Raw genomic sequence first — 14963 nt, forward strand, 5'->3', positions numbered from 1 at the left:
CTGCTTCTGAGGATCCGTGGCGTGTTTTCTCCTTTCCCCCTCACCTACCGCGTTCAGCCGCCTCGACAGGTCGGCTTAGGACCCGCGCCTGCGTTGGTAATGCTGCACGGGATCGGCAGCCACGAGGGGGATTTGTTCCAGTTGGCCCCCTATCTGGATCCTCGGTTGGCGGTGATCAGCTTGAGAGCCCCTATTCCTTGGAGTGGAGGCGGGTTTGCCTGGTTTGAAATGGCCTGGACACCGGAAGGGCTGGTGGGGGATCCCCAGCAAGCGCGCAATAGCCTTCAGCTCCTGAGCCGCTTTCTAGAACAGACGCTGCCCAGTGGGATCCCGGGTATTGCCCTGGATCCCAGGCAGGTGTATTTGCTGGGGTTTAGCCAGGGGGCGATCATGAGCCTGTACTTGGCTCTGACCCAGCCGGAGAAGCTGGCGGGGGTGGTGGCAATGAGTGGGCGCCTATCTCCAGAGATCCTGGCCGAGGCGGTGGAGCCGGAGCGGATGAAACACCTGGCCATCCTGGTGGTTCATGGCACTGCTGATGCTGTTTTGCCGATTGCTTTTGGCCGTCAGATCCGGGATTATTTTGCCCCGCTGCCACTGAACTTTACCTATCGCGAGTACGAGATGGGCCATGAAGTTTCCCCGGAGAGCCTGCGGGATATTCAGGTGTGGTTGCAAAACCTGTTGGATAGGAGAGATTCGGAAGTGAAAACCTGAAGAAGTTTGACCCAATTGGGATGACCCTAATTCAGGTGTTGAGCAAGGCTGTGCAGCACTTAGCAAGCTCCTCAATGGCACAGCTCCGGTTCTCGCAATCTTCAGGGTTTCGAGGGGCAAGTGATAGGGATCCCTGCCCCATTCAGTTTTCCGGCTCTCCTTCGGGTTCGGATGTCAGAATATGGTGATTAATTGTTAAAGCGTTAAAGCCGGGCAGAATGAGCACTTAGTACCGATGCTCCCCTACCCAGAGGCCGACCAATGCTGCCTTGCCCCAGGGATCCACTTTCACTTCTGCCCGCGTGGCTTCAGGGTAACGCCGAATATCTTCTTCCAAGGCATCTCCAGCTGCTTCGGGAATAAAAAATTCTTCGATTCCCAACTTGAGCTGCTGCCCGTCAAACCAGCCTCGCAGCACTTTCTCTTCAGGCTGCAAATCTTTGGGCATCTCCCGGCTGACACCGATTGCTCGCCAAGGTTGAGTGGGATCCCCTGCGGGGGGAGCCAAGCGCAGATAAAGGATCCCTGGGGTCTCCAATTCAGGTGACCAACCCGGCAGTTGCTCTAGGGTGGAGCGCCGACCGACGACGTAGCCCAAGGCCACATACCGGCCCCGCAAAAGGTCATAGGGATCCACGGGGGCCGTTTGCAGGTAGATCGTGGTTCCGACAGCGAGGGTCAGCGCTTGCCGAGCCGGTATCAGCAGAACGATACCCAGCTGCAGCAGTAGGGGTAGCCAAAACCGCCATTTGGGCAGGGATCCCTTCTGAGAAAGATTCGACGGGCTAGCCATAGCAGCCAGAGAGAGTGACCTCTCTCTTATGGCACAGGTTTGCCAATCCCGGACAGAAGCGGGTAGAAGTGCCCCACTGGCCCCTGACCTGACCCGATGGCCAAAGGATGTCGCAGCGCTTCTGTTACATAGGCTTTGGCCGCCACTGTGGCCGCCAAGGGATCCCTGCCCCAGGCCATCTGTGCTGCAATGGCCGCCGAGAGGGTACAGCCGGTGCCGTGGGTGTGGCGGGTGGGGATCCGCTCTGTTTTCAGCACTTCCAGTCGCTCGCCATCGAACCACACATCCACCCCCTGCAGTTCCCCCGGCATACCCCCACCTTTGACCAACACCGCTCCACAGCCCAGGGTGCGAATCTGCTGAGCCGCCGTTTGCATATCCGCCAGGGACTGCAGCTGCAGCCCCGTTAAAATTTGCGCCTCATAGCGATTGGGGGTCAGCACCTGGGCCAAGGGGATCAGCCGCTCGCGGATGGCCTGAATGGCTTCATCTGCCAGCAACTTTGCTCCCGTGCGGGACACCATCACCGGATCCACCACCAGAGGCCGCAACGCCCAGCGCTCCACCTGACGGGCTACCTCCAGCACGATCTCGGCATTCAGCAACATGCCCGTCTTGATCCCTTGCACCCCAATGTCCTGCACCACGGCCTCAATTTGGGCGGCCACGGCTTCGGGGGGCAGCGCATCGACCCGGCTCACCCCAAGGGTATTTTGGGCAGTCACGCAGGTCAGGGCAGAGGTACCGTGTACCCGTTGGAAAGCAAAGGTGCGCAGATCCGCTTGGATCCCTGCTCCCCCACCACTGTCGGATCCAGCGATGGTGAGGGCGACAGGGGGGTGCTGCTCGGCCAGCAGTGGAGCCGGAGTTGGTTCAGATGCAGAGACAGACATTGGCCAAACGACAAAAATGGGCAAGGGTACCGATAGCCATTTCCATCAATCAATATGAACCATCTCTTTAACGTAGCAATGAAACTGTTGGTTCTCGATTGGTCTGAGACCACTGGGGTATTGGGAAAACTCTTGCAGACGTCTGTCAAGAAGCTGACTAAGAGTGAGTTGTCCTAGTCTAAATCCGAGTAGCCCTCATCAGTGGTGGCGACCACCTCAACCCAGGCTCTATCCCCCTCCACCGCCGTCAAGCTCCAGCGCAGAAGCCGAGCCGGCTGGCCCAGCTCCCGGTCAACTTGCTGACAGAGGGATTGCTCCAGTTGCGGGGCAGAGAGAGGCGAGCTCAACGGCAGAGATAGGTGCAACAAATGCAACTTCACAGGAGTCGAGAACTGATCTCGCCAAGGAAACAGACTTACTTTCGATAACTTCTAACACTAAGAATCCAACAATATAAACTAATGTAGTATTTTCAGATTAGGCTGAGACAGCCGGGCTACTGAGAAAAACCTTTTGGGCCCCTGCATTATTGCTCCGCAACGCTATTGCTCCGCAACGCTGACGCGAAGACGCGACCAAGGTTTTAGTTGTGGGCATAGTGTCCTAGTTTGAATCGAAATGACTACAACACCTACTAACAAGTAGACCTCAAGTAGACCTGAACAGAAATCCGGCACGGTTAGGAGCCAAACTGCAAACGGTAAACCTCTTCCTCTTGATCGGTCTCCACCTCCAAATCGGAGGTAGCATAGGCTACACACAGCAGCACAAACCCTTGGGCCTGCAGTTCTGGCCCAATCCCCATTGCCTCTGTCTGAGTCACAGATCCCGACTTCAGCCGCCCCGCACAGGTGGTGCAAACCCCCGCCTGACAAGAGGAAGGTAGCTCTATCCCGTGTTCAAGAGCAGCTTGTAAGACCGTCTGATCCGCAGAGGCAGGGAAGCGGTAGGTTTGGCCGCGGTGATGAAGGGTTACTTGATAAGCCGTAGCAGACATCAGGAACGGGCTCCCGACGGAGTACGGGTCACCGTCAGAGACTGTGGCTGGCGCATTTTCTTCACCAGAGCCTGGATCTTTTTGGCTCCTTCCTTTTGCAGGTCGGCGATGTAGTGGCCTTTGAGCCGCTCCGCCTCAGCTTCATCGGAGAAGGGGCCGTAGTAGTAGGTGCAGTCCTCGGTGGTGATCTCGATCCAGACCGACAGGCCGCGCAGCTTATCCAACAGACTGACCAAAGGGTTGCTCACGGGATCCATCCCCCATTAACAAGTGCTAACGATCATTGGATATTTTCTGCAATCCCCTAGATTCTACTGCTTTTATTGACGATTTGTTGAGGAATGTATCAATCTCGGCACGTTTGAGGTGGTGGGGAGAGCGCTGCCGGTGGATTTCGTAGAGGGCAATGCCGGTGGCCACAGAAGCATTCAAGCTTTCAGTGCGGCCTGCCAAGGGAATGGACAGCAGTTGGTCACAATGGCGTTGTGTGAGCAGGCTAATCCCTTCCCCCTCGGATCCCACTACCAAAGCAATGGGCCGCTGAAAATCGGCGCTATAGATGGGGTCAGCCCCTCGGCTGGTGGTGCCATAAACCCAAAACCCCTGCTCTTTGAGGTATTCCAAAGCCCGATTCAAATTCACCACCCGCGCCACCGGCAAGGTAGAGAGGGCTCCTGCCGCCACCTTCATCACCGTCGAGGTGACTCCTGCTGCCCGCCGCTGGGGGATCACCATCCCTTGCATGCCAAAAGCTTCTACGCTACGGGCAATGGCTCCCAAGTTATGGGGATCCTGGATCCCGTCTAGAACCACCAGCACCGGATTGGGGCCGGCCTGCCGGCTTTTTTCCACCAAATCCTCCAGATCCATGTACTGATAAGGCGTGGCTTGGGCAGCAATACCCTGGTGGTTAGCGCCAGCCGTGAGAGTGTTCAGCCGCTGTGGAGATACTTCGTCGATGACAGTGCCCCGCGCTTTGGCTTCTTCCAACAGAGACAAAAATTGGGGGCTGTAGCGCAACCTCGGCAGGATCCAAACCCGGTTGAGGGTGGCTTGACTTCTCAGGGCGGCCAGTACCGTCTGGCGACCGTAGATGATCTCTTGCTCCAGCTCGGTCTGCGGATCCCGGTCGGCCTGAAGCTGCACTTCTTCCGGCAGAACCCCTGTCCCACCCATGGGAAGGCCGGGATCTCGTTGGCCTGCCGGTTGAGGAGCCACCTTGCCCTGGGGCCACTGCCGCTGTGCGTTGCGGCGGATCGGCTTCACCGGAGCCTCTTGGGTGGCAAGCTTGGGATCCCCGTCTCGGCGTTTGGGCCGCTGTACCCGCTTGCTGACGGATTGCCCTGCCCCTCGCCGCTGCGGTTTGCCCGAGCGAGACAGCCGTGAAGCAGGTTTGCGCTGAGAAGGCTTAGGCATGGGCGTGGAAATGGAAAGACAGAAAGACTATCCTAACCTTCCCACTCGCCCAGGGTCTCGGACAAAACATCAGTGAGGGCGAGGATATGGCGCAGCCGTTCGGGATTGGCCAGGTAGAGATAGCCCAGAACCGTTTCCAGGCCGCTGGCGTTTTGGTAGTCGGCCAGAGGCAGATGTCGGGGTGGGCGACCGCAGCCATTGCGACCCCAGCGGACAATTTCCTGCTCCTCGGGGCTGAGATGGGGCAACAGGGCCAACAGCAACTTGGCCTGAGCCGAGCCGCGTACCCGCCTCACCACCTGCTGATGATAGCGCTCCAGTCGATCTGGCGGAAATAATCGTTGCCGCCGCACGTGCAGTTCGTAAATGGCGTCTCCCAGGTAGGCCAAGGCTGCGGGCGATAGGCGACGGATCTCGGCTAAGGAGAGCCTTTCAGAAGTGGGTTCGGACAGCAGATCGTTCACAGCAGCTCACGAAAGATAGGCAGAAAAATCTCTAGAACCGCTGTTATCGGCTCATTGCAGAATTCAGTCCATGCTAAGACAAGCTTCCTCTGGTCTGCCAGCCCGACCCACCCTCTTTGCTGCCTTGCAGGTGATTTGGATCACGAGGCCCAAAGAGAAAAGGTGCTATCGAGTAGACAGGGCAAAGCCGGTGAAGGGGCCGATGTTATGAGCCTTGAAAAGCAAGTTGGAGCCACTGCCAAGAATCTGGAGAGCAAAATCCAGGAAATTGTGGGTGAGCTGGCCAGCGATCAGCGTGAAAGGCTGGAAGGCAGGGCCGAGCAAGCGGAAGCAGCCGCCCACCCTGGAGTCGAAGATGCTCGAGAGGCAATCAAAGACGTTGTGGATGATGTGATGGAAGGCCAATAGCCTCAATTAAGACGCAGGAATCAGGAGATCCGCATTTAGCAAAAGCAGGTAGGCGACGATCGCCCCCCCCATGCCCCCTACCAAGAAGCCGGCAGCCAATTCGCTCCAAGATTGGGATCCCTTTACCGGCCCTATGTTGCGCTGCGAAGTGACAGTGCCGTAGAGAGAAAGGGCCGCCGTCAGAATCAAGATCAGGCCACAGGCTCCCAAAAAGCCGCTCAGCAGACCGATGGGCTCGTTGCGCAGCGGCCCCAGCTTGGCAAAGGGGCCTACCAGCCAATAGCCGTGGGCCATACCGATTTCCAAGCCCCGCCAAATGGAACTCAATCCCGGTCGGTTGATGGGCAGCCAGTCGATCAACAGCCGGACAACAGGCGCGTGGTTGATCGGTGTCCAGAGATCCCCAATTTGCGGATCTCCCTCAGGGACGGTGACGTATCCCTTATTCATGTTCAACCTATTCAACGGAGCAGGATCGGCATTGGGTTCGACCATTTCAGCAACTCTGTGTCCAGTTCAAAGGAGGATGGAAAAAAGCCTAAAAAAGCAGGGATCCCACCGGGCGTAGGTTGCGCTGGGGATCCCTGGCCTACACTCAGAACGTCAAAATGTCGGGGAAGAAGCGATTGATCTCGATGAACAGGGCAAAAACAAAGCTGGAAAACAGGATAAATGCCACCGGAGCAGTGGTGAGAAACTTGGTGAAATCAGCCATAGACGCCTCTCAAAAGTTAAATAAATCGAGTTAGAAAGCCGGGCTCAGCTCCTCAGCGGGGGGAGATGGGCACAGCCGCTTCCGGCTCTCGAATTTCGCCGCTGGCAATTTCCTTAAAAGCAGCAGCGGGCCAAGCCAAAGCCGTGAGGAAGCACCGCAGCGCCAGCGGTACATCGATCAGGCTTTCTTTCATTTCGGGGCTATCCTCATCCCGAACCGCGATCAGGTAAGAACGCCCCGCCCAGCCCAGCCAACCGGCAATATACAGGAAGAGCAGACCGGGGATGAGAAACTCGCCCGCATGGTTCAACCGACCATCCGTAACCAGGTGGGGCAGGCCCTCTTCGCCGCAGAGCAGCTTGCTGTAGCGCTCAAAGCGCTTGCTGGTTTGGGCCAGCTTTTGCTGGTAAACAGGGGCCATAGCAGGGCTGGCGTTGAGGATCTTCTCCTCTAGGCTGCTCAGGCGTTCGTTCATCAGGGCCTGAAAGGCGGGAACTTCGCTGCAAGGTTTCAGACCAATCAAGGGCTCTGCCTGCACAGATTGGGCGAGGCCAAGCGCAATGCAAAGGGCCAAAAGAAGGCTTAAAAAGGTTCGCATAGCAGGATGTGTCCTTGAGGTAGGGGTCTAGGATCTGTCCAAATGCTAAGGGATGCTAAGTGCAGAAACAGGCACCAAACGGTTAGTATCATACTCCTGAGCGCCTCGCCCTGACGGATCCCAGGTTTTAGCTCACACAATTCTTAATTCAAGTATCTCAAGTATCCCAAAGCTCTCCTATCCCTTTTGCCCAGCCTGCTCTCCCATGCCCTGCGCCCTTGCAATCGAAACCAGTTGTGACGAAACGGCTGTGGCTGTGGTGACGGCGGATGTGGCCTGGCCGGGGTTTGCCCCGCGGCAGCTCAGCTCGGTGGTGGCCAGCCAAATCGACCTTCATGCTGCTTACGGGGGCGTGGTGCCGGAGGTGGCCTCACGGCAGCATGTGGAAACTCTGCCCTTTGTGCTGGAGAGGGCTCTGCAACAGGCAGGATTGGAGGTGGCCGAGGTAGATGCCATTGCCGTAACCTGTGCGCCGGGCCTGGTGGGATCCCTGCTGGTGGGGCTGATGGGGGCCAAGACCTTGGCTTTGCTCCACGACAAGCCCCTGATCGGGGTGCACCATCTGGAGGGCCATCTCTTTAGCGGCTTTTTGGCCGAGCCCGATCTGCGCCCCCCCTGCCTCTGCCTTTTGGTGTCGGGGGGCCACACCAGCTTGATCTGGATGAAGGACTACGGGCAGTACCAGACGGTGGGTCGCACCCGCGACGATGCTGCCGGTGAAGCGTTTGACAAAGTGGCGCGGCTGCTGGGGCTGGGCTATCCGGGGGGACCGCAGATTGACCGCTGGGCTCAGCAGGGGGATCCGCAGCGCTTTCCCCTGCCCGAGGGCAAAGTGGAGCATCCCTACGACACAAGCTTCAGCGGCCTGAAAACGGCGGTGTTGCGCCTAGTCCAGCAGTTGCAGCAGCAAGGCCAGGAGTTGCCCATTGCCGACATTGCCGCCAGCTTCCAGGCCTGTCTGACCCATGTGCTCACCGAAAAGGCAGTGGCCTGCGCCGAGGCGCTGGGCCTCTCGACACTGCTGCTGACGGGAGGGGTAGCTGCCAATCGGGAGCTGAGGGCCCGCCTCACAGAAGCAGCCTGGCAAAGGGGGTTGCGGGTGGTGATCCCGCCTCTAGCCCTCTGCACCGACAATGCCGCCATGATTGGGGCAGCTGGGCTCTGCCACTGGCTGCGGGGGGAGGTCTCGCCGCTGGAGCTGGGGGTAGCCTCGCGCATGCCCCTAGAAGGGATCCCTTCCCTCTACATGGATGGGGGCGGAGCTCACAGAGAAGAACAGACGGGATCCGCCGCCCTCTGACGTTGCCTCACCTCAAGGTAGATGAGCAGCGCGTTGATGTCGGCGGGGTTGACACCGCCGATGCGGGCCGCCTGGCCCACGGTTAGCGGGCGCACCGCCGAGAGCTTATCCCGCGACTCTTTGGAGAGGGTGGGGATGGAGTGGTAGTCCAGATCGGGGGGCAGAGGGCGGTGGTACTGCTTGCTCACCTGCTCAATTTGGCTCTGCTGCCGCTGGATGTAGCCGCTGTATTTGACGGCAATCTCTGCCGCCTCCTGCTCAAAGGGATCCAGCTCCGCATCCCCCAGCCCCAGTTCCAGGAGATCGGAGTAGTGAATCTGGTTGCGGCGCAAGATCTCGGCCAGGGTGGCGGATCCCTTGATCCCCTGCCCCGTCAGTTGGCTTAGTTGGATGCCGGCCAGGTCGTGGGCCTTCACCCGCTGCGTTTCCAGGCGCTCGATTTCTGCGGCAATGCGCGCTTGCTTGGCTTGGAACAGGGCCCAGCGCCGGTCATCGATCAAGCCCCATTCTCGCCCCAGGGGGGTGAGCCGTTGGTCGGCATTGTCGGAGCGCAGGATGAGGCGGTATTCGGAGCGGCTGGTGAGCATGCGGTAGGGCTCCCGCAGTTCTTTGGTGCAGAGATCGTCGATGAGGGTGCCGATGTAGCTGGACTCCCGCGGCAGGGTGACCAGGGGCTTGCCTTGAACCAGGCGGGCGGCGTTGATCCCGGCTATGAGCCCCTGAGCTGCCGCCTCTTCGTAGCCGGTGGTGCCGTTGATCTGGCCGGCGCAAAACAACCCCTGCACCTTTTTGGTCATCAGAGTGGGGTAGAGCTGGGTGGCCGGCAGATAGTCGTATTCCACCGCATAGGCAGGCCGCAGCATGACGCACCGCTCCAGGCCAGGCAAGGAGCGCAACATCTGGATCTGGATTTTCTCAGGCATCCCCGTGGAGAACCCCTGGATGTAGAGCTCCGGCAGATCCCGCCCTTCCGGCTCAATAAAAATCTGATGGCTTTCCTTGTCGGCAAAGCGGACAATCTTGTCTTCGATGCTGGGGCAGTAGCGGGGCCCTTTGGCCTCCACCCAGCCGCCATAGACAGGGGTTTCGTGGAGATTTTCCCGGATGATGCGGTGGGTCTCTGGGGTGGTGCGGGTCAAGTAGCAATCCATCTGCTCCCTTGGCACCCACACCTCGGGGTCGAAGCTAAACCAGCGCACATCGGGATCCCCCGGTTGCCGCTCCATGACCGAAAAATCCACGCTGCGCCGATCCACGCGGGCAGGGGTGCCGGTTTTCAGCCGGCCCGTTTCAAAGCCCAGTTGGCGCAGGGTGTCGGTCAGCCCTTCCACGGCAAATTCCCCTGCCCGTCCGGCAGCTTGCCAGTGGCGACCAATCCAGATGCGCCCCCCCAAAAACGTACCGGTGGTCAGGATCACCGCCCGACAGCCGAAGATGGTGCCGAAATGGGTGACCACGCCCACCACCTCGTCGTTGCGCCCCAACACCAAATCGGTGACAGTGCCCTCGCGAATCGTCAGGTTAGGCTGGTTTTCCACCACCGAGCGCATCACCCGCGCATATTCCCTTTTGTCGGTTTGCGCCCGCAGCGCCCACACCGCCGGCCCCCGCGAGCGGTTGAGCACCCGCTTTTGCAAATAGGTGCGGTCGGTAACTTTGCCCATCTCGCCGCCGAGAGCATCGATTTCGTGCACCAGCTGCGATTTGGCCGGGCCGCCGACGGCAGGGTTACAGGGTTGCCAGGCGATCTTGTCCAGATTCAACGTCAGCATGAGGGTGTTACAGCCCAGCCGCGCTGCCGCCAATGCTGCCTCACAGCCGGAGTGCCCCCCGCCAACCACCACCACATCGTAGTGATCGAGAAAATCAATGCTGTCCCGTCCAACTCTGAGCATAGGGTGGCAATTCCAAAATGAATAGCCGGGATCCCCGGTCTTTTAATTTTCAGGTTATTTCAGCTCGCTTATCCAGCTTAGCGATGGCGGCAACGGATAGGGTTATTTGCGACCGGCCTGAGGCAGGCAGAGCAGTAGGGAAAGTTTTCTGTTGCCCTGGGAAATAAAGTTGGGTAGAGGCTCAGTTCCCAGCCTAAGTCACCTGATTGAAGAGTTGAAGAGACCTCAGGGCGCTGGGATCAGCTCCCCCAAGGCTGCCGATAGCAGGGGATCCCAGAGGAAAGGGCAGAGTCGCCCAAGGGATGTTGCGGCTCATACAAACACCAGACAGCCCGCCTGAGAGAGCCAAGCACCGATTCCATTATCCTCAACCGGATCTAATCCAGACTATTTTAGTCGGGTTTAGTTGACGCGGCAGATTGCGGGTGATAAGATTCCCCCCAACGATAGGTAAGTTCAATCCAGCGCCCACCCTTTCCTTCACCTTGAGGCTGCCCATGTCCCAAACTCTTTCCGAACGCCCGCTCAGCCCTGCCGATTCCCCGTTGGCCTCTGCCTTGCACAGCTCCAAGGTGGGCTTCAGCCGTTTGCGCTGTCGGGAGTGTGGCGCCGAGTATGAGCCGGTCGCCAAGCATGTTTGTGAGCTGTGTTTCGGCCCCCTGGAAGTGGTTTATGACTACGACTGGCTGAGGCACAGCGTCAGCCGGCAGAGCATCCAAGCTGGGCCGCATTCCATCTGGCGCTATCGGCCTTTTCTGCCAGTAACTTCTGAAAAGCCCATCGATGTGGGCACCGGCATGACCCCGCTGGTTAAGGCGGAGCGGCTGGGTCGGCGGCTGGGGTTAAAAAATCTTTACATCAAGAACGATGCCGTCAACATGCCCACCCTCAGCTTCAAGGATCGGGTGGTGTCGGTGGCGCTGACCCGCGCCAAGGAGCTGGGTTTTACCACCGTTTCCTGCGCCAGCACGGGCAATCTGGCCAACTCCACCGCTGCTATTGCCGCCCACGCCGGCTTGGACTGCACCATCTTCATCCCGGCGGACTTAGAAGCGGGCAAAGTGCTGGGATCCCTGATTTACAACCCCACCGTCATGGCGGTGGAGGGCAACTACGACCAGGTGAACCGCCTCTGCGCCGAGGTGGCGGATCGCTACGGCTGGGGCTTCGTCAATATCAACCTGCGCCCCTACTACTCGGAAGGCTCCAAAACCCTGGCCTACGAGGTGGTGGAGCAACTGGGCTGGCAACTGCCGGATCAGGTAGTGATCCCGCTGGCCTCGGGATCCCTGTACACCAAGGTTTATAAAGGCTTCCAGGAGTTTGTGAAGGTGGGGCTGGTGGCGGATAAGCCGGTCGCCTTCCACGGCGCACAGGCGCAGGGCTGCGCGCCCATTGCCCAGGCGTTTCGCGAGGGGCGGGATTTTGTCAGCCCTGTTAAGCCCAATACCATCGCCAAGTCCATCGCCATCGGCAACCCTGCCGACGGGATCTATGCCCTGGACATTGCCCGCAGAACCGGTGGGCAGATCGCAACGGCCACGGATCCCGAGATCATCGCCGGCATTAAGCTCCTGGCCGAGACCGAAGGCATCTTCACCGAGACTGCCGGCGGCACCACCATTGCCGTGCTCAAACACCTGGCAGAATCCGGTCAAATCGATCCGGAGGCGGTTACAGTAGCCTACATTACTGGCAACGGTCTGAAGACCCAGGAGGCGGTTCAAGCCCACGTAGGCCATCCGCTGGTGATCTCGCCCAGGCTGGAGAGCTTTGAACAGGCTTTGGAGCGGGCCCGCACCCTGGAGCGGCTGGACTGGCAGGAGGCATCAGTATGAACTCGGTTTGCAGGGAAGACCCTCTCCATTGCCTCTTAACAGAATCTTAATGAAGAACTGTTAAGATCCCTGGCGTAGACCTATTGGCTCAGGAGCTTTGCACAATGCCTATCTTTCCTTCTGTTCAACGCCTTGTTCGCCGTTGGATCCCGTTGGCGGCTGTAGTGGCCCCGCTTGTCTTTGCTCCTGCGGCCCAGCCTCAAGGGCTAAACACCATTGCCGTTGAGCTGGAAACTTTGCCCAGCAGCTACTCGACGCTGGCGGCAGCTTTGCGGGCGACGGGCCTGAATACGGCGTTGGCAGGGCCGGGGCCGTTCACGGTCTTTGCCCCTTCCGATGTGGCCTTTGGGCAACTGCCGCCGGGTACGGTGGAGACGCTGTTGCAGCCGGCCAGCCGGGCTCAGCTCACCCGCATTCTCACGTATCATGTGGTGCCGGGGCGGATTACCTCGTTTGACCTGCGGCCCGGCCAATCGACCACTCTGACCACCTTGGCAGGGCTGCCGCTGCAGGTGCAGGTGGGATCCGATGGCAGCATCCGGGTCAACGGGGCTAACGTGAACCTGGCGGATATTCCAGTTTCCAACGGCGTGATTCACGGCATCGATGGGGTGCTGCTACCCTAGTTTTTTGATGTTGGTTAATGGACGAGGCATTGGGCTATGGCAGTCAAGGTGCTGATTCCCAACACGCTGCGGGCGCTCACCCAGGATCAGGGGGTGGTGAATTGCGAGGGATCCACCATCCGCGAATTGTTGGATGCTTTGGAACAACGCTGTCCGGGGATTAAGGCGCGGCTGTGCGATGAGAAGGGGGAATTGCGCCGCTTCGTCAACTTTTATGTGAACAGCGAAGACATTCGCTTCCTCAAGGGATGTGACACCCCTCTGCAAGATGGGGATGAGGTGAGCATCGTCCCTGCCGTTGCTGGGGGCTGAGGGCTGCCAAGCCTGCCGTGGACGCTGTGGAGTGGTTGAGCCAGCCGGCCCCGCTGGTGGCACCTGCCTTGCTGGGCATGGTTCTGGTGCGGCAATTTGCCGATGGGCTGCAGGTGCGGGCCCAGATCGTAGAGACGGAGGCCTACACGGCTGGGGATCCGGCCTGCCATGCCTACCGCCGCAAGACCCAACGCAACCAGGTCATGTTTGGCCCGCCAGGGCATCTCTACATCTATCGCATCTACGGCCTCTACCACTGTCTAAATATCGTTACCGAGCCAGAAGGGATCCCGGCGGCGGTTCTGATCCGGGCAGCTCAGTTGGATCGCCTGCCAGACTGGATCCCGGCCAACAAACAGAATCAGCCAGCACGGGCGGCGGCGGGGCCGGGCCTGCTCTGTCAAGCACTGCGCATCGACGGATCCCACAACGGCTGGCGGCTAGAGCGGGCGGAAGCCGGCCAGGAAGGCATTTGGCTGGAGGGATCCCCCTCTTGGCAAACGCAGTTGCCTATTGTCCAGACCACCCGCATCGGTATCACTCAGGGGGCTGAGATCCCGTGGCGCTGGTACATTGGTGGACATCCGGCGGTGTCGCGCTATTAGTGGAGGCAGGCGGACAATGCTCGCAGAAGGCAGTGGCTATCGGCAGGGGCTATCGGCAGGGGCTGCCTGGGCTGGTCAGCGGGGTTGTGCTGCTCTTGCTGGGGTTGCCCGCGTTGGCCCAGCCTGTTCCAACTTTTCCAGGACTCTTGACGATGCAAGCCCAGACCCACTTCACCTATCGCACCGGGTTTCAGCGCTGGCGGGCGGGAGAAGCTCAGGGGTTTCAGGACTGGTCAACCCAAGGGATCCGCCTGAACGCCCGAGGGCAATTGGTCTTGGATCCAGAGGGTTTGCGGCAAGAAGTCAGCCTTGAAGAGCCTGAGGTGGCGCTAAGGACTCCGTCCCGCTTACGCGATCGGGGGCGCCCTTTCTATCCCCTTGGCCCCTACTGGGTGGGAGAAGCCACTAGCCCAGCAGTCCCCACGGGCTTCCCCCTGATCGGGGCCATCGTTTCCTGGAATGCCACCACGCCCCCCGGCACCTGGCTGGAACTGTGGATCCGGGCGAAGCTTCCAGATCGCTGGACAAAGTGGTATCACGGCGGGGTATGGGCTGCAGATCCCATGACTCTGGCCAGCCACTCGGTGCGGGGACAAGGGGATGAGGATGGCAACCTGTACACGGATCTGCTGGTGCTCAACGATACGCTCAACGGGGCTGAAGCCTTCCAGGTCAGGGTGCGCCTGTTCACCCAAGACCCTGGCCATTCTGCCGTTGTGGATCAGGTGGCAGTTGCCATTTCCAACGAGCCGGTCAAGCCCAGCCGCCTATCCCCTGGGGATCCCAGCCGCTGGGGCAAAGTCTTGGATCTGCCTTTGTGCTCCCAGATGGTGTACCCCGATGGGGGAGAAGTCTGGTGTAGCCCCACCTCCCTGGCCATGGTGCTGGCCTACTGGCAGCAGGATCCCCGTCCCTGTGAGCTGCTGGTGCGCGCAGCGGTGGCCGGTGTGTACGACCGGGTCTACGACGGCCATGGCAACTGGGTTTTCAACGTCGCCCATGCTGCCGAGCAGGGTTTGTCCGGCGTGGTGGCGCGGCTGGAGAGCTTGGCCCAAGCAGAAGCCTGGATCGCGGCAGGGGTTCCGGTGGTCCTCAGCTATGCCTGGGGCGAGGGAGAACTGGAAGGGGCGCCGATCCCCAAAAGCAAGGGTCATTTGGCGGTGCTGGTGGGATTTGATAGCCACGGGGATCCCATCGTCCACGATCCGGCGGCCAAAACCAACGAAGAGGTTCGCCGTACCTACCGCCGCGAACAGCTAGAGTCGTTGTGGCTGGAGCACTCCGGGGGTACCGTCTACTTGATTCATCCGCGAGAGTGGCCTGTCCCCACTCTATAGCCGAACCGGGCGAACGCGGGCAGCATCGACTTACAGCGCTACCGCTATG

19 protein-coding genes are annotated in these 14963 nt (G+C 59.6%); 8 read left to right on the forward strand and 11 right to left on the reverse strand.

The genetic code is table 11. The features are described from left to right. Positions 1 to 21 precede the first annotated feature (21 nt). A complete protein-coding gene (locus ACVWZG_RS02690; RefSeq protein ID WP_457405160.1) occupies positions 22 to 717 on the forward strand; it encodes an alpha/beta hydrolase in 696 nt (231 codons plus the stop codon). 226 nt (positions 718 to 943) lie between these two features. Here ACVWZG_RS02690 and ACVWZG_RS02695 read toward each other — a convergent pair whose 3' ends face one another. The 7 genes from ACVWZG_RS02695 to ACVWZG_RS02725 form a co-directional block, all read right to left on the reverse strand. Next, positions 944 to 1510 carry a GDYXXLXY domain-containing protein gene (locus ACVWZG_RS02695; RefSeq protein WP_457405158.1) on the reverse strand — a complete coding sequence of 189 codons (567 nt, stop codon included), beginning with the start codon at positions 1508 to 1510 and terminating at the stop codon, positions 944 to 946. A 26-nt stretch (positions 1511 to 1536) separates the two neighbouring features. Further along, complete coding sequence (thiD, locus tag ACVWZG_RS02700; protein WP_414357609.1) at positions 1537 to 2403, reverse strand: bifunctional hydroxymethylpyrimidine kinase/phosphomethylpyrimidine kinase; 867 nt, start codon at positions 2401 to 2403, stop codon at positions 1537 to 1539. 173 nt (positions 2404 to 2576) lie between these two features. Beyond that, on the reverse strand, positions 2577 to 2771 hold the full coding sequence (locus ACVWZG_RS02705; RefSeq protein ID WP_414342212.1) for a hypothetical protein: 195 nt from the start codon (positions 2769 to 2771) through the stop codon (positions 2577 to 2579). A gap of 311 nt (positions 2772 to 3082) precedes the next feature. Continuing rightward, positions 3083 to 3400, reverse strand: a complete 318-nt coding sequence (locus ACVWZG_RS02710) for a 2Fe-2S iron-sulfur cluster-binding protein (RefSeq protein WP_011434371.1) — start codon at positions 3398 to 3400, stop codon at positions 3083 to 3085. Next, positions 3400 to 3657 (reverse strand): DUF1816 domain-containing protein, encoded by a 258-nt coding sequence (locus ACVWZG_RS02715; protein ID WP_011434370.1) that lies wholly within the window; start codon positions 3655 to 3657, stop codon positions 3400 to 3402. The genes ACVWZG_RS02710 and ACVWZG_RS02715 overlap by 1 nt, the downstream gene beginning before the upstream one ends. Positions 3658 to 3673: 16 nt before the next feature. Beyond that, complete coding sequence (gene rlmB / locus ACVWZG_RS02720) at positions 3674 to 4816, reverse strand: 23S rRNA (guanosine(2251)-2'-O)-methyltransferase RlmB (protein ID WP_414357608.1); 1143 nt, start codon at positions 4814 to 4816, stop codon at positions 3674 to 3676. 32 nt (positions 4817 to 4848) lie between these two features. Then, positions 4849 to 5280 carry a ribonuclease III domain-containing protein gene (locus ACVWZG_RS02725; protein ID WP_414357607.1) on the reverse strand — a complete coding sequence of 144 codons (432 nt, stop codon included), beginning with the start codon at positions 5278 to 5280 and terminating at the stop codon, positions 4849 to 4851. Between the two features lie 135 nt (positions 5281 to 5415). Between ACVWZG_RS02725 and ACVWZG_RS02730 the strand changes: the two genes are divergently transcribed. Next, positions 5416 to 5688 carry a CsbD family protein gene (locus ACVWZG_RS02730; protein ID WP_414375348.1) on the forward strand — a complete coding sequence of 91 codons (273 nt, stop codon included), beginning with the start codon at positions 5416 to 5418 and terminating at the stop codon, positions 5686 to 5688. A 6-nt stretch (positions 5689 to 5694) separates the two neighbouring features. Here the strand turns inward: ACVWZG_RS02730 and ACVWZG_RS02735 are convergent, their stop codons facing one another. The 3 genes from ACVWZG_RS02735 to ACVWZG_RS02745 form a co-directional block, all read right to left on the reverse strand. Further along, complete coding sequence (locus tag ACVWZG_RS02735) at positions 5695 to 6183, reverse strand: photosystem I reaction center protein subunit XI (RefSeq protein WP_457405155.1); 489 nt, start codon at positions 6181 to 6183, stop codon at positions 5695 to 5697. Positions 6184 to 6283: 100 nt separating this feature from the next. After that, positions 6284 to 6403 carry a photosystem I reaction center subunit IX gene (locus ACVWZG_RS02740; protein ID WP_011434365.1) on the reverse strand — a complete coding sequence of 40 codons (120 nt, stop codon included), beginning with the start codon at positions 6401 to 6403 and terminating at the stop codon, positions 6284 to 6286. Positions 6404 to 6455: 52 nt separating this feature from the next. Next, entirely contained in the window at positions 6456 to 7001 is a 546-nt protein-coding gene (locus ACVWZG_RS02745; RefSeq protein WP_414342216.1) for a Photosystem I reaction center subunit III, read from the reverse strand. Positions 7002 to 7206: 205 nt separating this feature from the next. Between ACVWZG_RS02745 and tsaD the strand changes: the two genes are divergently transcribed. After that, entirely contained in the window at positions 7207 to 8301 is a 1095-nt protein-coding gene (gene tsaD, locus ACVWZG_RS02750; RefSeq protein WP_457405154.1) for a tRNA (adenosine(37)-N6)-threonylcarbamoyltransferase complex transferase subunit TsaD, read from the forward strand. On the opposite strand, the gene mnmG is transcribed toward tsaD, so the two are convergent. Then, positions 8265 to 10196 (reverse strand): tRNA uridine-5-carboxymethylaminomethyl(34) synthesis enzyme MnmG, encoded by a 1932-nt coding sequence (gene mnmG, locus ACVWZG_RS02755; protein ID WP_011434362.1) that lies wholly within the window; start codon positions 10194 to 10196, stop codon positions 8265 to 8267. The two genes, tsaD and mnmG, sit on opposite strands and share 37 nt — an antisense overlap. Positions 10197 to 10693: 497 nt before the next feature. Here mnmG and thrC point away from each other — a divergent pair, with 497 nt between their 5' ends. The 5 genes from thrC to ACVWZG_RS02780 all read left to right on the forward strand — a co-directional run bounded on the left by thrC (position 10694) and on the right by ACVWZG_RS02780 (position 14914). After that, positions 10694 to 12034 carry a threonine synthase gene (gene thrC, locus ACVWZG_RS02760; RefSeq protein ID WP_457405152.1) on the forward strand — a complete coding sequence of 447 codons (1341 nt, stop codon included), beginning with the start codon at positions 10694 to 10696 and terminating at the stop codon, positions 12032 to 12034. Positions 12035 to 12138: 104 nt separating this feature from the next. Further along, positions 12139 to 12660, forward strand: coding sequence for a fasciclin domain-containing protein (locus ACVWZG_RS02765; protein WP_011434359.1), 522 nt, complete (start codon positions 12139 to 12141; stop codon positions 12658 to 12660). 36 nt (positions 12661 to 12696) lie between these two features. Next, entirely contained in the window at positions 12697 to 12972 is a 276-nt protein-coding gene (locus ACVWZG_RS02770) for a ubiquitin-like small modifier protein 1 (protein ID WP_011434358.1), read from the forward strand. A gap of 26 nt (positions 12973 to 12998) precedes the next feature. Beyond that, positions 12999 to 13577, forward strand: a complete 579-nt coding sequence (locus ACVWZG_RS02775) for a DNA-3-methyladenine glycosylase (protein ID WP_414349943.1) — start codon at positions 12999 to 13001, stop codon at positions 13575 to 13577. A 32-nt stretch (positions 13578 to 13609) separates the two neighbouring features. After that, positions 13610 to 14914 (forward strand): peptidase C39 family protein, encoded by a 1305-nt coding sequence (locus ACVWZG_RS02780; protein ID WP_457405150.1) that lies wholly within the window; start codon positions 13610 to 13612, stop codon positions 14912 to 14914. Positions 14915 to 14963 lie beyond the last annotated feature (49 nt).

The organism is Thermostichus sp. OS-CIW-33 (assembly GCF_054059615.1).